Here is a 24,465-nt window from a genome sequence, read left to right as displayed (position 1 = left end):
GCAAGTGATATCAGGAGTAACTCTTTGCCGCTGATCAGGGGCTGCACTGAGTTGTTTCTTCGACTAATTTAGAAGTTGTATTCTATCAGTTATATAGTGTACACTTAACTTAGCAGAACTAATATATATTCCTCGTACAGTCCGGAGAAATGCATGGGTGTTTTTGAAAAAAGCAAAGGAATAGGACGAAGAAGTCCTGTCTGGCTAAGGGTTGCCGTCCCTACGGTTGCTTCTTTATTGCTTTTTATCGTTGTTATCTTTGCCATTCATATGCCTGCGGTCCGAGACGCTCTGCTTGCCCAGCGTAAAGAATCTTTAAAACATATGACTCAAGTTGCCATCGGGGTTCTTGATCACCTGCGGGATCAGGAGCTTAAAGGCATTCTTTCTTCCGATGAAGCACGCAGGAAAGGTGCTGAAATTATCGGATTGATGCGTTTCGGCCGGGATAATAAGGATTACTTTTGGATTAATGATTTAAATGCCAAAATGATAATGCATCCGTATATGCCGGAGTTGGATGGTCGGGATATGTCTAAGTTTGCCGACTTTAAGGGCAAGCTGCTTATCCTTGATATGATCAACGCTACGGGAAAAGATGGTTCCGCATTTGTTGACTATTACTGGCAATGGCAGGATCAGCCCAATAAAGTAGTCCCTAAAGTTTCCTATGTGCAGAGGTTTCATCCATGGAAGTGGATTGTGGGGACCGGGTTGTATCTTGAAGATATCGAGTCCGAGGCTACCGCCCGGAATCGTGAATTGATCATGATGACTATCGGTATTCTGGGGCTGATTTCCCTGCTTTCTTTTTACACCATCATCCAGAGCAGAAGAGCCGGGAAGGATATTCAGGAAAGCGAAGCCCTCTTCAAGGGGATTTTTAACCACAGCCAGCAGTTTATGGGAGTGCTCAGTCCTGAAGGCGTTCTGTTGCTTGCAAATCAGGCTTCATTGGATTTTATAGGTAGCGAAAATGACAAGGTCATTGGGCATTATTTTTGGGAAACCCCGTGGTGGGAAGATTCTCTGGCAGCACAGCGAGAACTCAAGGAGTTGATTCAGGTTGCTTCATTCGGTGGCGTAGGTAAGGGTATTTTTAGACATGAAGGGCTTGATGGCAAGTTTATCTATGTTGATTTTTCCGCAAAACCGGTGTTCGATGACAATGGGAAAGTCTTATTTCTGATTGTAGAAGGTCACAACGTCACAGAGCTTAAAGAAGCGCAGGAGAAGATTGCCCTGAGTGAGGCCATGTTCAGAGGGGTGTTTAGCCAGTCTCTCCAGTTTATGGGGGTAGTTGATCTGGATGGAACTCTCAGGGAAGTGAATAAGGCTGCTCTTAATATAAGAGATGTTTCTGGCGAGGATGTGCTGGAACGTCCCTTCTGGGAAGGTCCATGGTGGCAGGATCCGCCTTCACTGCAGAAAGACTTGAAAGAAGATATTAAAAATGCTGCAAACGGGCATATTATCCGCAGGGAAGTGAAGACAAATCTTCCTGATGGCGGTACCCGGTATGTGGATTTTTCATTGAAGCCTGCCTTTGATTCCGAGGGGAAAATGCTCTTTCTGCTTGCTGAGGGCAAGGACATTTCTGAATTGCGTTCTGTTCAGGACCAGTTGAGTACGTTGAACCGAGATCTTGAACAGAAGGTTGAGGAGCGGACAGCCGAACTGCGTAGTTCCGTGGAACGTCTTGAGAGTGCCCAGAATCAGCTTATTCAGTCTGAAAAAATGGCAGCTCTGGGTGACCTTGTGGCCGGAGTTGCTCATGAGATCAATACTCCTGTTGGTATCAGTGTTACCAGCATCAGCTTTATGGAAGAGAAGCTGAAGGAGATCTCAAAGAAAATGGAATCAGGACAGCTGCGTAAGTCTGATTTTGATAAGTTCATATCTGTTGCACGGGAAGCTACCCAGTCCAGTATGCTTAATCTGCACAGGGCGGCAGAACTTATTGGAACTTTCAAGCAGGTGGCAGCGGATCAGGCTTCCGGTCAGAAAAGGACTATTAATTTTCGTGAGTATATTGATGAAATTCTGCTTAGCTTGCGCTCCAAATACAAGCGGACTAAACATAAGATCAATGTCCATTGTGCCGAGGATCTGATTTTGAACACTTATCCCGGCGCTTTTATGCAGATTTTTTCCAACCTTATCATAAATACCCTGATTCATGGATTTGAGGGCGTTGAGGCTGGGAATATTGATATCGGAGTAGAGGTCTCCGATGATGGTATTGTTATCCGTTACACTGACGACGGACGGGGAATGAGCGAGACCAATGTTAATAAAATTTTTGAACCCTTTTTCACCACAAAGCGTGGAGCAGGTGGAACAGGATTGGGCATGAGCATCGTTTATAATCTGGTCAACACTCGGTTGGGGGGCACTATCAATTGCTCCAGTGTTGAAGGTCAGGGTACTGCTTTTACTATTATTCTGCCCAAGGATACTATTGTTGAAGACTGATTTTATTGATTTACGATCTCTTGACTGAATGGTAATAAATCCTATCTTTCATATACCGCATCGTTTCCGATGCGGTATTTTTCTATCAAGATAAAACACAGGAGATTTTAATATGACCAGTCAGATCAAGACTTTTTTCCTGCTCGCCGCGCTTACGGCTATCGTTCTCTTTCTTGGAGGATTGATGGGGGGACGGACCGGGCTTGTCATTGCATTTGTATTTGCCATGTTCATGAACGTGGGCAGCTACTGGTATTCCGATAAAATCGTTCTTTCCATGTATAAAGCCCGTCAGCTTTCTCCCAACGATGCACCTCAGGTGCACGCAATGGTTGAAGAGCTGGCTGCCAATGCCGGAATTCCCACCCCGCGACTTTACGTTGTTGATCAGGATTCCCCTAACGCATTCGCTACCGGACGTAACCCTGAAAATGCCGTTGTAGCAGTGACCAGCGGGATCATGCGTATCCTGACTCCGGAAGAATTGCGCGGTGTTATTGCTCATGAAATTGGGCATATTGCCAACCGCGATATCCTGATTCAGTCTGTTGCCGCTGTTCTGGCGGGAGTGATTATGATGGTTGCCAACATGATGCAGTGGGCTGCAATTTTCGGTTTCGGCGGTGATGACGAGGAAGGCGGAACCAACCCCTTTGCTGCCATTCTTGTGGCAATCCTCGCACCTATTGCCGCTTCCCTGATTCAAATGGCAATCTCCCGTTCCCGTGAATATCTTGCAGATTCCACCGGAGCGCAGATTTCGAATGACCCCAAGGCCTTGGCGTCTGCCCTTTACAAGCTGGATGCAAGTGCGCGGAACATTCCGATGGATGCCAACCCGGCAACTGAAAACATGTTCATCGTTAACCCCTTCAGCGGCGGGAACATGGCTAAATGGTTCAGCACTCATCCCTCTACCGAGGACCGCATTGCCAGACTCATGTCCATGGCTGGAAGATAGATTTGATTTCGCCTCCGGCGGCCAAAGGGGATAATCCCTTTTGGAATCCTTAGCTAGTTGATGCTGGAATAGATTATGAATTGTGTGTCTAAAATTCTATTTACTGCTTTACTGGTAGTCACAATGGCTCAGCCGGCCTTTGCGGCAAGGGATAATTCTTTGCGCGTGACACCTGTTGTGCGGGCGGTGCAGAAAACTGCTCCGGCGGTTGTGAATATCAGTGTTACCCGCATAGTGGAACGTGGCGTTTCTCCCTTTGGAGAGATGTTCGGAGGGCAGGGCTTTGAGCTGTTCTTTGACAACTTCCCGACCCAGAAACGCAGATACCGTTCACAGTCCACCGGTTCCGGGGTAATTATCAATGGTCGTCGCGGTTTGGTGCTGACCAATGCCCACGTTCTTTCCGGCGGAAGTGATATCAAAGTCAGGATGATTAACGGCGAGGAATATCCGGCCGAGATTGTCGGTTCTGATGCAGATTTTGATATTGCAGTGCTTAAGATTAAAGGCGCTGGTAATCTGCCGCAGGTTGCTATGGGAGACTCCTCGGATATTTATATCGGTGAGACGGTCATCGCTATCGGCAACCCTTTTGGTTACACCCATACGGTTACTACCGGAGTGGTTTCCGCGCTTAAGCGTACCGTTAAGTCAAAAGAGGGCGCCTATACGGATTTCATCCAGACCGATGCAGCCATTAACCCCGGTAACAGCGGCGGCCCGCTGCTTAATATTATGGGTGATCTGATTGGTATAAATACAGCCATTCAGGCCCGTGCCGAGGGGATCGGTTTTGCCATTCCCATCAATCGTGCCAAACGGGTGGTGAAGGAACTGCTTGAATCCGGCAAGGTTTCTCCGGTATGGCTCGGGCTGAGCGGTCAGGATCTTGATCAGGGGTCGGCAAGCTATTTCGGAATGTCACGTGTTTACGGAATGCTGGTCACCGATGTCCATAAGGATACCCCGGCAGCCTATGCGGGCTTGAAGCCCGGTGATGTTATCCTGAAGATTAACGGTATCGAGGTTGAAGATAAGTCCGGATACCTTGCTTTACTCCGGGTGCAGACCCGCAGTGAGGATGTTGATCTTGAAGTGCTTCACGATGGCAAGGTGCGCAATATTGTGGTCCGTCCGCAATCTTTAGAGTCGCAGCAGGTCAGGTCTCAGGCATGGTCCCGTTGGGGCATGGTTGTGGATAAGGATTCACGCGGGCGCGGCATGCTGGTCAGCAAGGTGCGCACAAACAGTGCAGCAGCAAGGCTCGGCCTGCAACCCGGCGACAAGATTCATCAGATCGGGAACCATCGGGTGGATTCGCAAAAGGATTTCCTTGATTCCTTCCTGCGCTACCGTATGAACAACAAAGTCATGCTCAAGGTTCAGCGTGGACGTAATTTTTATTACGTTAAGTTGAATAGCTAGAGCAGTTTTGGATGTAAGATTAAAGGCGGGCAGTCCGAAGTGGATTGCCCGCCTTTTTTTTACATATACTCTTCAAGCACGGAATAAATCGGTCCGTCAGGTGTGAGCTCACTTTTGTAAAGCGTGAATCCGTTTATTTCTGTTTCTGGCAATTTAATACTGTTTATCTTTTCTGCCAGTGCGCTCCAATCATCCTTAGCATTTTTTTTGACCCGTCCCAGAGTGAGATGGGCATGGCAGGATTTGCGGTTTTCCTTAAATCCCAGTTTTACCATTTCTGATTCAATTGTTGTAGCGGTTGCGCAGAAATCCTTGGCCCCCTGTTCAAGGCCGATCCAGATTACATGAGGCTTTTCATGTGCCGGAAAGAATCCGGCTCCTGATGTTGAAATTTTAAAGTTTACAACGGGGATATTTTTCAGTACTCCCTGCACCTCGGCAAGTGTGGACTCCTCAATAGGGCCGAGAAATTTCAGGGTGAAGTGCATATTCTCAGGCTTAACCCATGCAATTTTTGATTCCAGGCCTTCGCGCAGGCTGCCGTATGCTTCTCCGATTCTTTCTTTCCATTCTTCGGGTACGGGGTGTGCGATAAATGTGCGTATCTTTTTCATATTATCCCAACCTGTTAAGGTGTTTATGAACCGGGTGTGGAAAAAGTGAAGAAGAATTTCAACATTCCGAACATTATATCATCATTATTACTGTTCGCGTTAGAGTTGTTTACGTAGGTCAGGTCCGGGACAATTGAAAAATTGTCAGTCAGCTTGACCTGATAGTAAGTCTCGTAATGGAACTCCATGTCCTTGTTGTCCGTATGTTTGTTTCCCTGTACACCACCTGCGGCAACACCCCAGACATCCTGCTCCCTTCCGGGTATCGGGCCTTGCCAGTGGGTACCGGTCGACCATGTCCAGCTGATGTCATTTATCGCGCCGTTACCTTTTCCCAGCCTTGCGAATATCCCGAAATTTTCGGTGATGTCCTGATCCATGTTAAAGGCGATACCCCAGTTGATTGATTCTTCACTTCCATCAATGCGCGGCTGGTCATATGTGTTAGTCCAGCCGAAGATGCGGTAGTTACCCTTCAGCTTACCAAAGCTGGGTGAATATGTCAGCTGTCCTCCGATAAGCGGACTGTCGGCGATGTCTTCAAAGTCACCTTTGCGTTGGTCGCCCGGCCGCCCTGCATAAGTTGAGGCCTGAGCCAGCATGGTGAATTTAAATTGCTCTTCCGGGTTGAAACCGACAGCCACGATTGGCAGGTTGGTATCAATTCCGTCAAAGATAGGCTCATTGTTGAACATGGAGTTAACGAACTGGATACGGCCGTTTCCGGCAAAGCGGTTTTCATCCATAAAGGATTCAGGGTCGGTCCAGCCGAAGGATACAAACATTTTTTTGTCTGCAAGGTGCTGGGTGTAAAGCACATCTGAAATGGATGCCTGCCCGCCGGGGCTGGTCCGGGATGCCTGAGAGTTCAGGGGTGAGAGAACCATTCCGCGGCTTGAAGGGTTGCTGTGTTTGTCTGAAACGCCGCCCTGAAATTGAAAAAAGAATTTTCCGTCCTCAATCGGCTCCCAGTGCAGCCTGACGCGGGCTTTGAATGCTCCATATTCGTTGCCGTCCTGAGTCTCCCCATCAATCTTGCTGTCCCCGTATGCCTGAATATAGCCGAGCACGTCCCCTTCAATGGTCAGAGGTCCGGTGGTATTCTGCACTTCATCCCAAGACTGCTGGAAATCCTGCAACAAAACAGATTGCTGATCTGCTGTCTGTCCATGCAGGTTCAGTGATTTGCGCAGGGAGTCGCGGCAGATTCCGTTTGTCGCACAGCAGAGAACAAAGAGGATAAGCAGGGACAGCGTCTTTTTCATGGGGGATTAACTCTCTCTAAGAAATTGGTGCAGCTTTTCCAATACGGTGTGCAGGCTTTGATCTTTCACGCTCTTGCGGTCACCGCTGAAGAGAAATTTTTCAGCATAGGTTTTTCCATTTACATGCCAGCCCATCCAGACTGTGCCCACGGGTTTGTCCTTGGTGCCGCCTGTTGGTCCGGCAATTCCGGAGAGGGATAATCCTACCTCCACGTTAAGAGTCTTGCAGACGCCTTCCGCCATGGCCCTGACAACAGGTTCACTGACCGCGCCGTGATCTATGATATCCTGCTCAGGAACATGCAGCTGAGACATTTTCACTTCATTGGAATATGCAACCACAGCGCCGGAGAACCATGCGGAACTGCCGGAGAAGTCGGTCAGGGTTGCGGCGACAAGGCCTCCGGTGCAGGATTCTGCAGTGGACATGGTCCAGCCTTTTTCCACGAGAATTTTTCCGATAGATGGTACAATGTTTTCAATCATGCAGGTACGGTATACCGATTCAAGCAATATTTAAAGGGGCAGTTGCAGCATATTGTTTACTGCAGAGTGAAATGATACTCTTCCGCTATGGCTCTTAAGAATATCAGCGATCTTATCTGGAAAAGACACCAGAATCATTGGAACTGGATTATGATGCTCGGTTCCCTGTGTGTGTTGTTTATGGCCTTGTGGACGAAATCTGTTTTTCTGGGCTTGGCTTTTATTGCCGGGGTCGGGGCTTCCATGATGGAATTGCCTGAGCCTACGCCGCCTTTTGCCTTGATTGATAAAGTTCTTAAGCATGAACGCAATTGGCTGGAATCGCCTTGGGGATGGAAAAAAGGTTTGCAGGGTTTCGGCATGTCCGCCAGCGTGGTATATGTTTTTTTCGCCTGCTGGTTGGAGAGTCTTATGGCTTTGCTGCTTTTGATTGGGATTTATGCCAATATCGCCTGTGTTTATGGAAATAAACGCATGGGAATTGATGATTTGTAGGTATTTTATGTAAATTGATGCAAGAATACCCTTTATTAGTGCGCTTAGATTCGCTACTAGCATTGCAGTGGCTTGAGATTAGCCTTTTTATATAGATGATATCAGGAGAATGAAATGCTCGATTTGAAATTTGTACAGAACAATCTGGATGTAGTTCGCGAAAGCCTCGAAAAAAGAGGTTCTAAACTTGATGTTAATGAATTCAGCGACTTGGATTCCCGCCGCAAGTCCCTGCTGCAGGAAGTGGAATCCCTCAAGGCCGAGCGTAACTCCACCTCCGGCGAGGTTGCAAAGATAAAGAGAGAAGGGGGCGATGCTTCCGAGATCATCGCTCGCATGGGTGAAGTCTCAGGCAAAATCAAGGCCCTTGATGAAGACCTTAAAGATATTGAATCCGCAGAGCGCGAATGGCTCAGCTCCGTTCCCAACATGCCTGACGAGTCCGTACCTTTCGGTAAAACCGAGGACGATAACCCGGTAATCCGTCACTGGGGAGAGAAGCCTGAGTTTGATTTCACTCCCCGTGAACACTGGGATCTGGCAGTTGAACTCGGCGGTGTTGATTTCGAACGTGCAGCCAAGCTCACCGGTGCGCGTTTTGCTGTACTCAAGAAATGGGGCGCACGTCTGGAGCGTGCACTGACTTCTTTCATGGTTGATGTTCAGACCATGGATCACGGTTATACCGAAGTAATTCCCCCTTATATCGTAAACCGCGATTCCCTGTTTGGAACCGGTCAGCTCCCCAAGTTTGAAGAGGACCTGTTCAAATTGGAGAACTGGGAATACTACATGATTCCAACTGCGGAAGTTCCGCTGACCAACCTGCACCGTGATGAAGTGCTCAGCGAAGAAGATCTTTCCATTGCCTACTGCGCACCTACTCCCTGCTTCCGTTCCGAAGCCGGTTCTTACGGTAAGGACACCAAAGGCCTTATCCGCCAGCATCAGTTTCATAAAGTGGAGATGGTTCGCTTTGCACACCCGGATAGAAGTTTCGAAGACCTCGAAAAAATGACCGGACATGCTGAGGAAATCCTCAAACGTCTCGGTCTGCACTATCGGGTCATTACCCTGTGCACCGGTGATATGGGCTTTGGTTCCGCTAAAACTTACGATATCGAAGTCTGGCTGCCCGGACAGGATAAATACCGTGAGATTTCTTCCTGCTCCAACTGCGGGGACTTTCAGGCCCGCCGTGCCAACATTAAGTTCCAGCCCAAGGATAGCAAGAAGAAACAGTTCGTACACACACTGAACGGCTCCGGTCTTGCTGTTGGTCGTACTTTTGTTGCTGTGGTTGAGAACTACCAGCAGAAAGACGGTTCTATCGTAATTCCCGAAGCACTGCGTCCTTACATGGGCGGATTGGAAGTAATTACCGCTGAGTAATTACAGATAGAAATGAAATAGAAAAGGGCAGTCCGTCACCGGACTGCCCTTTTTTTGTTTTGTCTAAGCGGGGTGGGTTTTAACCTTTCATGCGCTCGGTCATGCTGTTCAGGGTTTTGATCTGTACGGAAAGGTCGCTGACTACGTTTTTGGACAGGGTCATGGCATCAGAGGTTTCAGTGGAAATCTCGCTGATTCCGGTGATGGAGCGGTTGATCTCGTCACTGGCAGCACTCTGCTGGTCTGCTGCGGTGGCAATAGACTGTACCTGAGCGGTAGCGGCATTGACCAGTGTGACTATTTCACGCAGAGATTCGCCGGAAGCGGTAGCAAGTTCAGTTACTTCGGTGATTGTCTCCACAGATTTCACGGTGTTATCGATATTCTTGCGTGCTTCGTCCTGAATACTCTTTACCGCATTTGAAACATCGTTGGTGGCGGCCATGGTTTTTTCAGCCAGTTTGCGCACTTCATCCGCAACGACGGCAAAGCCTCGGCCTGCTTCTCCGGCCCTTGCCGCTTCGATAGCTGCGTTGAGTGCCAGCAGGTTGGTCTGGTCCGCAATGTCGTTAATTACGTTGATTACTTCGCCGATGCCTTCAGCCTGATTGCCGAGGGTGGTCATGTCCTCCATGAGAATTTTGGATTGTGTGGACACTGTTTCGATACCGCCTACTGCGCGGAAAACAACCTCTGCACCTTCTTCGGCCATGTTGCGGGCCGTATCTACGGCCTCTGCTGCGCTGGCAGCGTTTCGGGCCACTTCCATCACCGTGGCATTCATCTCTTCCATGGCGCTGGCGGTCTCTTCAACGCGACCGGCCTGTTCAGTGGCTCCGGCGCTGGATTGTTCAATCTGTACCATCAGGTTTTCGGATGCGGCGGATACGGATTCGACTACATTATCAAGCTGAACCGCGGCTTCGAGAAGTTCTGCGGCCTTGGTCTCGGCCAGTTCGTTGGCGGCTTTGGCCTCAGCACTTGCCCGTAGGGCTTCATCTGCTTTTTGTGCGGCTTCCTGCTCCTTGCGGGTAATTTCAGTAATATTTTCCTGCAATGATTCAGCCATTTCGGAAAGAGCTGCCTGCAGTTCGCCAATCTCGTCTTTACTGGTGACGGTCAGGTTGGTGTCGAAGTTTCCAGATGCAATTTTCCGGGCTTCTTCCTTGATTTCAACTATGGGTTTGATGATCCCTTTACTCATAATGATTCCTGCCGGAAGCAGGATGAGCAGGAAAAGGCCGGCGGAAATTCCGCTTTGGATCAGGATGGCAGTGAAGTTCTGTTCTTCCATTTCAGCCCTTATGACTGCAGCCTGAAGTTTAATGTTGTCGATGTATACTCCGGTTCCGATCCAGAAGTCGGTGCCCGGAATCATTGCTGCGTAGCCGAGCTTTGGCATGGGTTCTTCATATCCGGGTTTATCCCATGTGAAATGAACGAAATCTCCACCGTTGCGGGCTGCGCGGGCCAGTTCCCGAACGGAATAAATACCGTCCTTGCCTACAAGATTGTCGAGGTTCTTGCCGTGCAGTGAGGGCTTTACCGGATGGGCAACATTAATCGTGTCTTTGTAGATGAAGTAGTAGCCGGATGAATCGTCTTCATAGAATGCGTCTTTGATCATGGTGCGCATCAGTTTAAGTTGTTTCTGCTCGTCATCCAGGTTGGCAACTGCGCCGGAAAGCGCGGCTGCCATTGATGATACTGCTGACTTGAGTTTCTCTTTCTGGGCATCGAGCATGATTTCCTGTGCCTTTTGAGCCTCAAGTTCGGTGAGTTCGTATGAAGAATATGCGCTGAGTCCTATGGTGATCAGCAAGGTAAAAATTGCAATGCAGAAAAGTACGGCAAGTTTGCCGCGGATGGAAAGTTTGTTCACTGTACCTCTCCCTAATATGATGAGTGGGTCTTAGTCTCTTTCGATTGGAAGTTTTTTTTGGGGGGATATCGCAAAGAGAAATTAGCTTGTTAGACTTAAGCGTTATTGCAAAAAATTATCAGTATCAACACGTAGCCGTGAAATAATTCCAGACTGATAAAATTAGGCGTTGAATGAAATTAACACCTGCATAGTGAAAAGCATCATACTTTTATATGACATAATGTTAATTTTATGTGCGAATTGAACAAAGAAAAAAATTGGACGGCAATGTTCCATCTTATTCCAGGATGAGCTGTCCTTATTAATATCCCCTTTGTGAGGTCTGAATTATTTTATTGTTTTTATTATCAAGATGACACGTTGATGTTTCAGTAATGCTTCTATATCGTGACACTCGCTGTGGCAAACTCTGATCTAGATGAGATGCATTTTTTATATTTTTAAAATTCAGTTTTAGGAGTGAGTAATGAAGAAAATCGTACTAATGGCTCTTGTTGCCGTATTTTGCGTTTGTTCTTTTGTACATGCGGATGAAAAAATCGTAATTTATACTTCTCAGCTTGAGCAGGATGCCCAGCAGACTATAGAAGCTTTCAAGAAATCCAACCCCGGCATAGATGTCGAATGGACCAGAACGGGTACTACCGCACTGATGAATAAATTGCGTGCTGAATTTGCAGCTGGCAATCCTCGTCCTGATGTCGTTCTCATTGCTGATATGGTGACCATGGAAGGGTTGAAGAAAGAAGGACGCCTCATGGCTTACAAAGCTGCTCCGGTTAAAGGTTATGATCAGAATCTTTACGATAAGGACGGAAACTTCTTCAGCACAAAGATCATCAGTACCGGAATCATTTACAACGACAAGGCTCCTTTCAAGCCTAAATCCATCAAGGATCTTGAACGTCCTGAAGCAAAGAACCTCTTGATTATGCCCAGTCCCCTCTATTCCGGCGCTGCTGCTGTGCACATGCATACATTGACCCAGGATTCCGCTCTCGGCTGGGATGTATATAAAAAACTGGCAGAGAATGGTGCTGTAAACAGTAAAGGTAACGGTGGTACTTTCAAGGCTGTAGCCAGTGGTGAAAAACTTTACGGTTTTTGCATCGACTACCTGCCCATCCGTAACAAACTTAAAGGTTCTCCTGTAACTTTCATCATTCCTGAAGAGGGTGCTAGTGCGGTAACGGAACCTGTGGCTATCCTTTCCACAGCCAAGAATCCTTCCGGTGCGAAAAAATTTGTAGATTTCCTGCTCTCTGATGAGGGACAGAATCTTGCTTCCGCTCAGGGTTTCATGCCTGCTAAAGCCGGCATTACTCCGCCCGAGGGCTTTCCCGCAAAGATAAAGCTTATGCACCTTGATACCTCCAAGGCGCTTGCTCAGGATAAGAAGAGCAAAAGAAAATTCGTCAAGGTTTTCGGCGGTTAATTTATGTTTTTAAATAAAGCCGCCCGGGCCGGGGTTCTCCCGGCCCGGGATAGCGGTCTCGCAATTTTTCTTCCGGTTTTTCTTTCGGTGTGCATTCTTTCCTTGATGCCTACCATTCGCTTGCTGTTGGAGTCCGTGGTTCCGGATGGAACATTCAGCCTTGAGATATTGCGCGAAATCATGGATGAATCCGGTACTTGGAAAGCTTTTCGGCATACCATTTTTGTAGGGGGCTGCGCCACCATGCTGGCGACCATGTTAGGTTCTGCCATGGGGTTGCTGGTGGGATTGACTGACATCCGTTTCCGCAAGGCTCTGACGTTTTGTTTCATGATGCCTATGATGATCCCGCCGCAGATTACGGCTTTGTCGTGGATTCAGCTTTTCGGGCCTTCCAGCGTGCTGTTGAATTTTTTGGGCATTGCCCCGGCTCCGGGAACGCCTCACCCCATGTATTCTCCATTTGGGATAATTCTTCTTTTGGGAATCCAGCAGGCTCCGCTTATATTTCTTTCCCTCAAGGCAGGACTCGCGGCTATGCCTCGTGAAATGGTCGAGGCCGCGCGGGTTTGCGGTGCAGGTAATGGCCGTGTGCTGCGCGATATCGTGCTGCCTTTGATGACTCCGGCCCTGACAGCCGGGATGGCACTCGCTTTTGTCTCCTGTATTGGTAATTTCGGTATCCCGGCCATGCTCGGTATTCCAGCAGGGTACACGGTACTAACCACATTAATATATCAGCGGCTGGCCATGTTTGGTCCGGAGGTCATTGCTGAGGCTGCATCTCTTTCTGTATTGATCAGCATGCTTGCCTTATTCGGCATCCTGCTTCAGTCCTATATGCTTAATCGAAGGGATTACCGTTTGGTGGGGGCTCCTTCTGAATTGCTCAAATACCGTCTTGGTAAATTCCGTTCACTGGCAGAGTCCGCGAGTTGGTTGGTTATCCTGCTGGTGCTGGTTATTCCGCTGTGTGCATTGTTTTTTTCCTCTCTGATTCCTTCCTTCGGGGTGGAGTTAAACGCTGAAACTATGACCTTTTCCAACTATGCCGACGTGCTTTTCAAGCATGACGCAACCGCAAGGGCGTTCATCAACAGCTTTTCCCTTGCCGGGGGAGCTGCTCTGATCCTCTGTCTGGTCGGTATCCCTTTAGGCTATTTTCTGGTTTGGCAGAAGAATTCTTTGCTCCGGTTTATGAGCCCGCTTATGGAGTTGCCGTACGCACTTCCCGGCGTGGTGCTGGCTATCGGCTGTATTCTGCTTTTCCTCAAACCGGTCTTCGGGATCAGTATTTATGGTACGGTCTGGATCATCCTTGTGGCTTATCTGGCTCGTTTTCTACCCATGGGACTTCGTCCGGTAATCGGCGGTTTCACCCAGACCGACAGGGTATTGGAAGAAGCCGCCCAGATGTGCGGGGCAGGATTCTTCCGGCGCATGAAGGACATTATTGTACCTTTGATCATGCCGGCCGCAGCCACCGGAGGCTTGTTTATTTTCCTTGCCGCATTCAATGAATTGACTGTTTCGGTGCTGCTGTGGACTTCCGGCTCAGAAACATTGGGCGTGGTTATCTTTAACCTCGATGAGAGCGGCAATGCCGTGCTTGCTTCGGCTGTATCCATTTTGGTCATTGTTGCCGTCCTGCTCTTAATGACTGTACTTTCTTTTCTTGGACGAAAGGCACCGAAGGGCGTGATCCCATGGCAGAGCTGATGAAATTTTTACTATTTGCGGAAGACTAAATGGCTGAAGTTGTAATTGAAAATATTGTTAAGAGTTATGGCGAAACAGTGGCCCTTGACCATGTTTCCTTGAATATAGATGACGGAGAGCTGGTTTCCGTGCTTGGTGCATCCGGTTGCGGCAAGACCACTTTGCTGCGGGTTATGGCCGGGTTTGAGGAAATTGACTCCGGTCTTGTACGGGCCGGGGAACATGTCTTTTCTTCCGGCACGACTCATGTCAGCCCGGAGAATCGTAATGTGGGGGTGGTTTTTCAGTCCTACGCCCTCTGGCCGCATATGAATGTGGCTGAAAACATCGGTTATCCATTGAAAATCAAGGGCAGTAACGGGCAAGCTCTTAAGCTGGCTGTGCGTGACGCTCTTGAATCGGTGGGGCTTTCCGGTATGGGGGACCGCAATCCGGCTGACCTTTCCGGCGGGCAGCGCCAGCGGGTGGCCTTGGCCCGTTGTCTGATTATGGCTCCGGACGTTGTTTTGCTGGACGAACCGCTGGCAAACCTTGATGTGCATCTGCGTGAGTCCATGCTCATGGAATTTAAAGCCTTTCACGAAAAGACCAAAGCGACCATGCTCTTTGTCACTCACGACCAGTCCGAGGCTATGGCAATTGCTGACCGCATAGCAGTCATGGATCATGGGCATATTGTGCAGTTTTCAACTCCGCAGGAACTTTATGATTGTCCGGCAACTGTGGGAGTGGCCCGATTTGTGGGCAATGGATCGATCCTTCCGGTTGAGGTCCAAAAAGCCGGTGCCGGAGAATGTGAGCTTTGCATTGACGATTATTGTTTTACGGCCCGTCACAGCGGAGCCGTAGCAGGGCAGAAAGGCTCTTGCGCGCTTAAGTGCGGCTGGGTCAGGCCTGGGGATAAGGGACTTTCATGTACTGCCAAACGTAGTATTTATACCGGCGGACAGACTAATGTGGAATTGCAGGTGGATTGTCTCGGAGAGCTTTCCGAGCCCGTGAATCTGTGTCTGCCCGGATTTGCCCATATGGAACCTGGGAAACAGATCAAAGTAGAAATTACAGACGGCTGGTTTATCGGGTGAACTCAGAATTGAGTCATTAAAAAAGGGGTTGCCGAATTTCGGTAACCCCTTTTCTTTTTGATTTAGTGTAAAAATATTACAAATCCAAACCCTGCTTCTTATAATCATTAAGTTTGTTACGCAGGGTGCGCACTGAAATGCCAAGCAGTTCAGCGGCCTTGGTGCGGTTGCCGGAAGTCTGGTCCAGACTTTTAATGATCAGTTTCTTTTCCATTTCGGAAATGGGCATGACCGCGAATTCTGCTGCTACGCCGTCAGCATTTGCAGCTTGTTCTTCAGCTGGAGCAGCACCTTCGGTGTGGGCTTCATCCGGCATCCATGCATCAGGGTCATTAAGGAAGTGCTTGGATTCAATGGGGCCGGCACCAGCCAGCAGCACAGCTCTTTCCATAAGGTTTTGCAGTTCACGGACGTTACCGGGCCATTCATAACCCAGCAGCCAGTTCGTTGCTTCCTCGGAAAAGGCGAGAGGGGACAGGCCGTATTCCGTGCAGTATTTATTAACGAAAAATTTTGCCAGCAGCAGAATATCTTCACCGCGCTGCGCAAGAGCGGGAAGTTTGAGCGGAATGACGTTCAAGCGGTAGAAAAGGTCCTGCCTGAATTTGCCTTCCTTTACAGTTTCCTCAATTGCCCGGTTGGTCGTAGCCAGTACGCGCACGTCAACTTTTACGGTTTCCACTCCGCCGACGCGGTCTATTTCGCCTTCCTGCAAAACCCTGAGCAGCTTGGCCTGAAGGCCCAGTTCCATCTCAGTGATTTCATCAAGGAGGATGGTCCCGCCGGAAGCCAGTTCAAATTTACCGAGTTTGCGGTTGATGGCTCCGGTAAATGCGCCTTTCTCATGTCCGAAAAGTTCTGATTCCAGCAGATGTTCGGGCAGGGCGGCGCAGTTGATAGCCACGAAAGGCTTGTCGTTGCGGTCTGAATGGTGATGCAGGAAGCGGGCGAACATTTCCTTACCTGTCCCTGATTCACCTGAAATAAGTACTGTGGCCTTTGATTTGGCAACCTGTTTGGCAAGGCCAAGAACGCGGGCCATGGCAGGATGCTGGCCTATAATCTGGTAGCGTCCCTGCGTGCCTTTTTGCTCCGGCGCGGCTGCTTTGCTTGAAGTGTCCAGTTGTTCCGCAGAAGGCATGGAGGAAGGCTTTTCATCGGGAAGCATAAGTTTGATCTTTTCCCATGAAAGCGGCTCCAGCCAGTAATCTCGGGCCCCCAGCTCCATAAATCTCTGGGCTTCATCAGCAGAACCGTTGCGGGAAAAAACCACCACCGGAGGGAAATTTTCAATATTTACGGCTTCGGCCAGAAGTGCCTGAGCAGAATAACCCTGCATGACCGGCCTGGTGAAAATAAGGCACGGTTTTGATTTTTTGATGAAATTGATGGCCCCGGCAAGGTTGTCGGCCAGTCCGGCTTGAAAGCCCGCTTCTTTGAGCGGGGAAAAGACGGATGTCACGGATTGGGGTTCGGCTATGAATAGTAATGTACTCTCAGGCATGTAGATTCCTTATCTCTAAGTGAGAACCTTTTCAACTCCATATATATTATTAAGGCTGATTAATTAAGGGAAAATCTTAAAATGAGTGCAGAATCCCCCCCTTTTACAGGCGGGGTTATGCTGAAAATGTATGAAATTCTTTTGTATAATACCCGCTTAAGCTGCGCTCTGCGTGTTTTTGGGCTTTCTTTCATATTGATTAGAAAGGAAAATTTATGATCAAAACGCAAGAAAGTTAAAAATAATTTCGATTTACGAAATCAACAATATTGTGTGGAGTTGTCTTTTGCAGGAAAAAAGAGGGGTGATTTTAACAAAAATGAGTTTTCATAAGATAGATAATTCGCGAAACGCCAAAAAAAGAAGAGTTCATCCAAAATAGAGGTGGGCTTGCCGAATTTTGTTCCATTTGGTACCCGTTTTTTTCGAGCTAAGAACAATTTTTTACGGGATTTGTACAAAAGTGATAAAATTTAACAATGTCAATAAATACTACGGTGACTACCACGCCCTGAGGGATCTTAACCTTCATATTAAAAAAGGCGAAGTGGTTGTTGTATGCGGGCCTTCAGGGTCTGGTAAAAGTACCATGATCCGTTGCATTAACCGCCTTGAGCCGATTCAGGAAGGTGAAATAATTGTAGAAGATATGGATGTAAACGGTCCTAGGGTTAACCTGCCTTTATTGCGGGCGGAGATCGGATTCGTATTTCAGTCTTTCAATCTCTATCCGCATATGACGGTTTTGGAAAATATCATCCTTGCCCCGACCATGGTTCGGAATATGAAACGCAAGGATGCTGAAGATCTGGCCATGGAACTTCTTTCCAAGGTCAACATCCCGGACAAGGCCGGGGATTATCCCTCCCAGCTTTCCGGCGGTCAGCAGCAGCGTGTGGCAATTGCCCGCGGTCTGGCTATGCGCCCCAATATCATGCTTTTCGACGAGCCTACTTCCGCTCTTGATCCGGAAATGATCAACGAGGTTCTGGACGTAATGAAGGCTCTGGCCCGTGAGGGTATGACCATGGTTTGCGTAACCCACGAAATGGGCTTTGCCCGTGAGGTTGCGGACAGGGTTATCTTTATGGATGAGGGAACTCTCATTGAGGAAAACACTCCCGATGAATTTTTCCACAACCCGCAGCATGAACGTTCCAAGCTCTTCTTGAGCAAGATCCTTTCACATTAAGGGAATACCCCATCTGCATATGATGGGTGTAAATAGTGAAGTGAGGTTATTGCTTGTAAATTAATTTTTACAGGCTCAGTATCAGGAAGCTCGCGGTTTCCGGTGTCGGGGATCGCTCTTTTGTATACTCTTTGTCTATTTCCACGCAGGAGGAAAGAATGAAAAGGTTTATGACTCTGGCTCTCGCAGCCGCTCTGGTTATGGCTTTTGCTGCAACTGCATTTGCAGGTGCCACCTATGACAGAATCATGAAAGACAAGGTTATCCGTGTCGGTATCATGACTGACTCCATTCCCGGCGCTTTCTACAACGCCAAGAAAGAATGGGTTGGATTTGACGTTGATATCGCTAACGAAATCGCAAAACGCCTGGGCGTTAAAATCGATCAGGTTCCCGTTAACAACAAAACCCGTATCGGTTTTCTTCAGCAGGGCCGTATTGACGCTTCCGTTTCCAACATGACTCACAAGCGTTCCCGTGACAAATCCATCGATTTTTCCATCACTTACTTCTTTGACGGTCAGAAGATGCTTGCTCCCAAAGGCAAGTTCTCCACCCTCAAGGACTTCGTAGGTAAAAGAGTTGCTGTTATGCAGGGTACCACCTCTGAGCTGAACGTTAAGAACCTGCTCAAGAGCCTCGGCGATGCTGCTCCCAAAGTTATTTCCTACCAGAAAGAGTCTGAGTGCTTTCAGGCACTGCAGATGGGTCGCGTAGACGCATGGTCCACCGACTCCACCATCCTGCTCGGCTATGCTGCACAGGTCCCCGGTAAATACGAACTGGTTGGTGACTTCTTCTCCAACGAGCCTTACGGCATCGGTCTGGTTGAAGATGATTCCAAGCTTCGTGACGCCGTTAACTTTGCACTGCAGGATATGTGGAAAGACGGTTCCTACGAAAAGATCTACAACAAGTGGTACGGTCCTGACACCAAGTACTACTTCCCCCTTACTGAAAAAATTGAAATGTGGCCCTAGGCTTCATTTGATTTGCTAGACAGGCGGGGTCCCGTGGCCCCGCCACTTTTTAAATTGAAGACAAAGAGAAAGTTTCTGCAATGATCAATCGCTATCTGGAAAAAACTTGGGTTCAGTATCTATGCCTCGCCACTGTGACCGCCATACTGGTCTACTATTTCGGCTGGGTCTTCGACTTCGGCTACAAATTCGATTGGTCGGTATTATATAAAGAAGACCCCTCTTACGGTGAAGTACTGGGCGGTATGCTCGTCACCGGTCTGAACCTGACCATCAGTATTTCGCTTATGAGTTCGGCGATTGCGCTGGGCCTCGGTATCCTTTTTGGACTTGGCAGGCTTTCTCAGTTTAAGCCGGTCTACTATTTCTGTACCTGCTATGTTGAATTTTTCAGAAACACCCCGCTGCTGGTACAGCTTTTCTTCTGGTATTTTGCCCTGCCTATGGGCTTGCCGGAAGGGGTCCGTAATTTTCTCTTTGATCAGAATTTTGAAATGCTCTCCGCCACTGTGGGGCTTGGTATCTACACCAGTTCCTTTATGGCAGAGGTCATCCGTGCCGGTATCCAGTCCATTCCCAAGGGATTGCTGGAAGCGGCGTATTCTTCAGGGCTGACTCCTTTTCAGACCCTGACCAAGATCATTCTTCCGCTGGCTTTCAGAGCCATCATTCCCCCGCTGGGCAGTGAGTTTCTGAACAACATGAAGAACTCATCGCTTGCAATGGTTGTAGGTGTGCCGGAACTCTGTTGGGCGTCACAGCAGATTGAAGGTATGACTTTTAAGGGATTCGAGGCCACCACCGCCGCCACAGTAATTTATCTTTCCCTCTCCCTGACCATCGCCGGTATCCTTACTTTGGTTAACTGGAAGCTGCAGATTGTTCCGGTCAAGGACCGCACTCTGGGGCACAAGTTTGCGCATCTGCTTTTCTGGCCTTTTGAAGCTCCCTTTGCATTCATTTCCAAAATGCACCGTCGTATAAAACGCAGACGTCAGGATGATTTCAGCCTTTCCAGCGCACAGGCCGCGCGCAAGGCTTTTCTGGCTAAACTGTCCAAGGTGTTTGGACTTATCTGGAAGGGAACCTTTCTGGCCTGTCTGGCGTTCCTGGTTGTATCCGCTCTTTACGGCGTATCCAAATTTAACTTTGACGTTATCCGCGAAAACATCGGAACTTTGCTCTGGTGGAGATTTCCTCAAGGTGATCCTAATGAAATTCTCTGGGGACTGGGCGGTCTGTCCTTCTCCATTATCATGTCGGTGATCGCTATTTCGGTCAGCTTCTTCATCGGGCTGATCGTGGGTATCGGGCGTACTTCCAAGAACAAGCTTTTTCTGATCCCGTCCACTTTGTATATTGAGCTTATTCGCGGTAACCCGCTGATTATGGTCATTTTCTGGATCTATTTCTTCATTCCGATTCTGACCGGTAAGTTCATGAACGTTTTCTGGTCAGCGACCATCGCGCTGACTGTATTTACCGGGGCTTATCTGGCTGAGATTGTCCGTTCAGGTATCCAGAACCTGCCTCCCGGACAGTTTGAAGCTGCGGTTTCCACCGGGCTGACTTACTGGCAGGCCATGCGCAAGGTTATCCTTCCGCAGGCATTGAAACAGATGCTTCCGGCTATTGTGGGCCAGTTCATCGCGATTTTCAAAGATACCTCTCTTGCCTTTGTTATCGGGGTTCTGGAGCTGACTTTCGTTGCTCAGGGACTTAACAACAGGCTTATGATCTATCCCTTTGAAATTTATACTACCGTAGCATTTTTGTACTTTATTTGTTGCTACCTGATGAGTCTCGTGGCAAGACGACTCGAACGGAAGCTTTCAACCGAAACTTTCCGTCTGCAAATGTAATTGATTTCCCTCCCCCCGTTTAAGTATAATTTTACGGGGGGATGGCTTTTGACATCGAAGCGTTTCGGAGTTGTCACATGCTCGGTAAGAGTGTTCCTGTTTTTTGTTATCATGCCGTCTGTGAAGAGGACGGTCATTCCCCCGCTACCTTTGCTTCCCATCTTGATATGATGCTGGAGATGGGATTCAAGACCATCACTGCCGACCATCTTTATGAAATCTGCATGGGTCGCAAGCCCATTGACGATAAGTATGTAGTCCTCACTTTTGATGACAGCCACATCAGCAATTGGATCAACGTTGTGCCCATGCTTGAAGAGCGGGGTATGACCGGGGTCTTTTTTGCGGTCAGTGATTTTATCGGTCAGGGAAAGATCAGGAGCAGGGCGGATATTCCGCAGATGCTTTCCATGCGCGAGTCTTTTATCAAGGCTCTCTCTGAAAACGACAATTCCCAATTCATGAATGAGGCGGAACTGAAATCGCTGGTCCATGATAAAGGCATGGAGGTTTACGCCCATACCTGCCGTCATCAGGGCTGTTTCAAGGATTTTCGTTTCAAAGGCAATTTTTCTGCAGACTCCCATTGGTCTACATGGGGTGTGTACCGTAAATTTGATTCTGAGCTGCCTACCTATGATTATGGCAGTGCTTTCGCCTACAATGGTTTCTGGCCCCAGTTCCGTAAGGGTAAGGTAACCTTCAAGCGTCGCTCCGATGATGAAAGACGCAAATTCATTCGCGATGATTTCAATAGCTGTCTTGAGAAGATTAAGAAGATCAATGGCGCGCGCCGTCAGTTCTTCTGTTGGCCTTGGGGGGATTTTGATGCTCTCGGTATGCAGGAGGCAGCAGCAGCCGGATTTTGCGGAACCTTTACCCTTGAGCGTTCAGCAAACATGCTTGGCACCGATCCTATGCGTATCAACCGTATCGGTGTAGGCACCAGCAAGGATGCCGCATGGGTCAAGAAACGGTTGCACATGTATTCCAATGAAGCCTCAGCCATGCTTTGCTTCAAATTTTTCACCAAGCGCAATGATGTCGGCAAAGTACTCTACATCACCGATACCGAAAAGCTTTCCGGCGGCAGCAGGCAGCTGATCAACAGTGCCAGAGCCATGATTCATGCCGGACTCGGCGTAGTGGCTGTGCTCAAACCCGGTTCCAAACTTATTCCGGAACTGGAAGAAACGGGCGTTGAAGTGATCGTTCTGGATGACTTCAAAAATATGCTCGCTGCTGCGGGGTTCCTTTCCCATGTGATCGAAGAGCATCAGGTGGACGTGGTTCATACCTACCACAACCGTGCGGTCAAAATCGGCTGTATTGCCAAGGGCCTTTCCCTGCTTGGCGGACGCAAGTTCAAACTTTTCTTTAACCGCGGTGTTATTTACAAACCGAACCCGCTGGCACCGCTCTTTTCGCTTATCGGCAACGGTTATATCTGCAACTCTGCCAAGAGTCGTGAAGTGCTGCTCAAACACTTTGTGCTGCCCAAGCGTGCGCAGGTGGTCTACAATTCATTTGTGGGTGGAGGACGCAAGCCCAAGCGTGCTGCGGAAACATCCATCATTTACGTAGGTAACGAGGGTCACGCCAAGGGTCCTGATGTGTATATCAAGGCGGTGGACCGGTTGCTGGCGCAAGGCAAATGTGAAGGCGTACGTTTCATCGCGGTAGGAATGGAAGATCTTTCCGCTTACCGGGATATTGCTTCTCCGGCGACGCTGGAGCGGATTGAGTGCCCCGGTTACATTCCCCATGAGGAAGTGGTTAAGCTGCTGGCGACCTCGCATATTTACGTCATGAGCTCGCGGCAGGAATCCATGCCCAACACTCTGCTCGAAGCCTTCGAGTGCGGCTTGGCTGCCATTTGCACTAGGGCAGGGGGAACTGCTGAACTGATCCGCGACGGGGTTAACGGTTTACTCTGCGAAGTGGAAGACACCGAAGCTCTCGCCAAGTCCATGAAAAGACTCATCGAAGACGGTGAGTTGCGTAGTGAAATGGGGCGCTTGAATCGCAGGATCGTGCGTTCTTTCATGTCTACCACAGCAAAAGCGCAATCACTTCTGACTGTGTACTCTTCATTGCCCGGAGATAAGCCCCAGACAGCACTGCCGGATATTGACCGTCTGATTAAGAAATAGCGTCGCGAAGTTTCTTACCGAAATTTTCGCAGAGCCATTGTTCTGCCGGGGTCAGCTCATGCGCAACATTCCAGACGTAGTAGAAGATTCCTTTCAGTTCATTTTCAGCTAGCTTTATGGGCAGTTCTACCAGTTTACCGGATAGAAGGTCCTCCGCAACCATATTGCGGGGCAATCCTGCCCAGACTGTTCCGGCCAGAACGAGACGGTGGATTAACCGGCTGTCCTCAAACAGCCATACCTGATCGCTTTTTTTGAATGAATCCGGGAGCCGGGAACCGTGCTGGCTCATGCCCATTGCTTGTCTATATGATTGCAGTGTCTCTTTGGTCAGTGTTTTCATGTCTGCCAAGGGATGATTTGGTGCAGCCACAGCACAGAATTCCATAATAGACAATTTTTTGAAAGAAAGTCCGGATGATGCAATATTGTCCACTGGGACATCTATTCCAACGTCCGCTTGTCCCGAACTTACATTTTTTTGCACATTGCCCACAGCCCCCCAGAGTACTTCTAGGTCAATGGTCGGAAATCTTTCTTGGAAAGAATTAAGGACCTGAGTTGTAATATGCAGGGGCATATACTCGTCCAGTGCAAGGCGCAGCAATGTCTGCTCGCCTAAGGCGAGGCGGTCGGCGTGTTTGATCAGTTTTTCTGACTGGCGCAAAAGTTTGCGGGATTTAAAAAGAAGCTCTTCTCCTTTCTGCGTAATCTGTGGATATTTTCCACTCCGGTCAAAAAGGGTGATTCCAAGATCATCTTCCAGATTCGCAATGGCCGTGCTTATCTGGCTTTGAACTTTGCCTAGGCTCCGGGCAGCGGCGGAAAATGATCCCGTATCGACTACCGTGACAAATGCTTCTATGTGTTCAATGGAAAATCTCATGTTGATATCACCTATCTTGTTTTAAGATCGTTTCTATCTTTACCAAACTGAATAAAAGATTGAAAGAAATAAAAAACAAGAAAGGAGAGAAGCTGTGCAAACAACATTACGTTCACCCGTATTTCGGGCTATTTTTGTTTTAGTGATTGATCTTTCGTTGATGGTTTTAATGACGCCGATTCTGTCGTTAGTCCTTTGGCAGAATTCCGATATTACCGGACGGTTCATGGTGATGGTCTCACTTATGACTATCCCGGTTAACTATATTTATACATTGGTGTTTGATCATATGATGCTCCGGCAAGGTAGGGATCTCTATGAGCGCAGTCTCGGGCTGAGGCTGTTACATTCTTTGCTGCTTGAATCGATTATGCTGCCTGTTGTCGTGCTCACTGCTATGCGCGTGCTGGGCGTCGGGGGCGGCAAGGCTTTGGCTTTAGGATTGTTTATGGCTGTGCTTACAGGTGCTTACAATCTCTTCATGAACAAGGCTTTTGATTCTCAGGAACATTTAAAATGCATCCCTAAAAGACAGGCTGCGTTACGCGAGCCTGTCCAATGCAGTATTCGGTCTGTTGATCGGTAACCTGCAATTTGTGGAACTGGAGTCTCCTCTGCATACTGTGGGGCCTGGCCATTGGTTCCAGCACA

At 48.5% G+C, this 24,465-nt stretch carries 19 protein-coding genes; 13 read left to right on the top strand and 6 right to left on the bottom strand.

Translation table 11 applies throughout. From position 1 onward, the window contains the following. Positions 1-153 precede the first annotated feature (153 nt). The 3 genes from ACNI23_RS13150 to ACNI23_RS13140 all read left to right on the top strand — a co-directional run bounded on the left by ACNI23_RS13150 (position 154) and on the right by ACNI23_RS13140 (position 4,861). Positions 154-2,475: a cache domain-containing protein gene (locus tag ACNI23_RS13150; protein ID WP_420249308.1), complete on the top strand. Its 2,322-nt coding sequence runs from the start codon at positions 154-156 to the stop codon at positions 2,473-2,475. A 112-nt stretch (positions 2,476-2,587) separates the two neighbouring features. Continuing rightward, positions 2,588-3,436: a zinc metalloprotease HtpX gene (htpX, locus tag ACNI23_RS13145; protein WP_420249306.1), complete on the top strand. Its 849-nt coding sequence runs from the start codon at positions 2,588-2,590 to the stop codon at positions 3,434-3,436. Between the two features lie 75 nt (positions 3,437-3,511). Further along, on the top strand, positions 3,512-4,861 hold the full coding sequence (locus ACNI23_RS13140; protein ID WP_420249305.1) for a trypsin-like peptidase domain-containing protein: 1,350 nt from the start codon (positions 3,512-3,514) through the stop codon (positions 4,859-4,861). Positions 4,862-4,920: 59 nt separating this feature from the next. On the opposite strand, the gene thpR is transcribed toward ACNI23_RS13140, so the two are convergent. From thpR to ACNI23_RS13125, 3 genes are read right to left on the bottom strand one after another with little or no spacing between them, the layout of a single operon-like run. Then, positions 4,921-5,475 carry an RNA 2',3'-cyclic phosphodiesterase gene (thpR, locus tag ACNI23_RS13135; protein WP_420249302.1) on the bottom strand — a complete coding sequence of 185 codons (555 nt, stop codon included), beginning with the start codon at positions 5,473-5,475 and terminating at the stop codon, positions 4,921-4,923. A gap of 23 nt (positions 5,476-5,498) precedes the next feature. Next, a complete protein-coding gene (locus ACNI23_RS13130) occupies positions 5,499-6,740 on the bottom strand; it encodes a carbohydrate porin (protein WP_420249299.1) in 1,242 nt (413 codons plus the stop codon). A gap of 6 nt (positions 6,741-6,746) precedes the next feature. Next, complete coding sequence (locus tag ACNI23_RS13125; protein ID WP_420249297.1) at positions 6,747-7,226, bottom strand: CinA family protein; 480 nt, start codon at positions 7,224-7,226, stop codon at positions 6,747-6,749. A gap of 87 nt (positions 7,227-7,313) precedes the next feature. Here ACNI23_RS13125 and ACNI23_RS13120 point away from each other — a divergent pair, with 87 nt between their 5' ends. Both ACNI23_RS13120 and serS read left to right on the top strand, forming a co-directional pair. Continuing rightward, on the top strand, positions 7,314-7,721 hold the full coding sequence (locus ACNI23_RS13120; protein WP_420249295.1) for a hypothetical protein: 408 nt from the start codon (positions 7,314-7,316) through the stop codon (positions 7,719-7,721). A 114-nt stretch (positions 7,722-7,835) separates the two neighbouring features. Continuing rightward, positions 7,836-9,113, top strand: a complete 1,278-nt coding sequence (serS, locus tag ACNI23_RS13115) for a serine--tRNA ligase (RefSeq protein ID WP_420249293.1) — start codon at positions 7,836-7,838, stop codon at positions 9,111-9,113. 79 nt (positions 9,114-9,192) lie between these two features. On the opposite strand, the gene ACNI23_RS13110 is transcribed toward serS, so the two are convergent. Further along, a complete protein-coding gene (locus tag ACNI23_RS13110; protein WP_420249291.1) occupies positions 9,193-10,995 on the bottom strand; it encodes a methyl-accepting chemotaxis protein in 1,803 nt (600 codons plus the stop codon). 469 nt (positions 10,996-11,464) lie between these two features. Between ACNI23_RS13110 and ACNI23_RS13105 the strand changes: the two genes are divergently transcribed. From ACNI23_RS13105 to ACNI23_RS13095, 3 genes are read left to right on the top strand one after another with little or no spacing between them, the layout of a single operon-like run. Then, entirely contained in the window at positions 11,465-12,433 is a 969-nt protein-coding gene (locus ACNI23_RS13105; RefSeq protein ID WP_420249289.1) for an ABC transporter substrate-binding protein, read from the top strand. Positions 12,434-12,436: 3 nt separating this feature from the next. Continuing rightward, positions 12,437-14,152 (top strand): ABC transporter permease, encoded by a 1,716-nt coding sequence (locus tag ACNI23_RS13100; RefSeq protein WP_420249287.1) that lies wholly within the window; start codon positions 12,437-12,439, stop codon positions 14,150-14,152. Between the two features lie 29 nt (positions 14,153-14,181). Next, positions 14,182-15,237, top strand: a complete 1,056-nt coding sequence (locus ACNI23_RS13095) for an ABC transporter ATP-binding protein (RefSeq protein ID WP_420249286.1) — start codon at positions 14,182-14,184, stop codon at positions 15,235-15,237. A gap of 76 nt (positions 15,238-15,313) precedes the next feature. Here ACNI23_RS13095 and ACNI23_RS13090 read toward each other — a convergent pair whose 3' ends face one another. Further along, a complete protein-coding gene (locus tag ACNI23_RS13090; RefSeq protein ID WP_420249284.1) occupies positions 15,314-16,741 on the bottom strand; it encodes a sigma 54-interacting transcriptional regulator in 1,428 nt (475 codons plus the stop codon). A 463-nt stretch (positions 16,742-17,204) separates the two neighbouring features. Here ACNI23_RS13090 and ACNI23_RS13085 point away from each other — a divergent pair, with 463 nt between their 5' ends. The 4 genes from ACNI23_RS13085 (at position 17,205) to ACNI23_RS13070 (ending at position 22,928) form a co-directional block, all read left to right on the top strand. Beyond that, entirely contained in the window at positions 17,205-17,933 is a 729-nt protein-coding gene (locus tag ACNI23_RS13085) for an amino acid ABC transporter ATP-binding protein (protein ID WP_015853236.1), read from the top strand. Between the two features lie 158 nt (positions 17,934-18,091). Continuing rightward, the gene (locus ACNI23_RS13080; RefSeq protein ID WP_420249283.1) at positions 18,092-18,913 is read left to right on the top strand and encodes a transporter substrate-binding domain-containing protein; all 822 of its coding nucleotides are present in this window, start codon (positions 18,092-18,094) and stop codon (positions 18,911-18,913) included. An 80-nt stretch (positions 18,914-18,993) separates the two neighbouring features. Next, positions 18,994-20,775 carry an amino acid ABC transporter permease gene (locus ACNI23_RS13075; protein WP_420249281.1) on the top strand — a complete coding sequence of 594 codons (1,782 nt, stop codon included), beginning with the start codon at positions 18,994-18,996 and terminating at the stop codon, positions 20,773-20,775. Positions 20,776-20,852: 77 nt separating this feature from the next. Further along, the gene (locus ACNI23_RS13070) at positions 20,853-22,928 is read left to right on the top strand and encodes a glycosyltransferase (protein WP_420249279.1); all 2,076 of its coding nucleotides are present in this window, start codon (positions 20,853-20,855) and stop codon (positions 22,926-22,928) included. On the opposite strand, the gene ACNI23_RS13065 is transcribed toward ACNI23_RS13070, so the two are convergent. Continuing rightward, positions 22,918-23,814, bottom strand: a complete 897-nt coding sequence (locus tag ACNI23_RS13065) for a LysR family transcriptional regulator (protein ID WP_420249278.1) — start codon at positions 23,812-23,814, stop codon at positions 22,918-22,920. The two genes, ACNI23_RS13070 and ACNI23_RS13065, sit on opposite strands and share 11 nt — an antisense overlap. Positions 23,815-23,908: 94 nt before the next feature. On the opposite strand from ACNI23_RS13065, the gene ACNI23_RS13060 reads away from it, so the two are divergent. Then, on the top strand, positions 23,909-24,400 hold the full coding sequence (locus ACNI23_RS13060) for a PACE efflux transporter (RefSeq protein ID WP_420249276.1): 492 nt from the start codon (positions 23,909-23,911) through the stop codon (positions 24,398-24,400). The last annotated feature ends 65 nt before the right edge of the window (positions 24,401-24,465 follow it).

The sequence above is a fragment of the Maridesulfovibrio pacificus (SeqCode) genome (assembly GCF_048612815.1).
Classification (GTDB): domain Bacteria; phylum Desulfobacterota; class Desulfovibrionia; order Desulfovibrionales; family Desulfovibrionaceae; genus Maridesulfovibrio; species Maridesulfovibrio pacificus.
The sequence above is the reverse complement of the archived record's forward strand: the minus strand, read 5'-3'. Positions and strand labels throughout refer to the sequence as shown.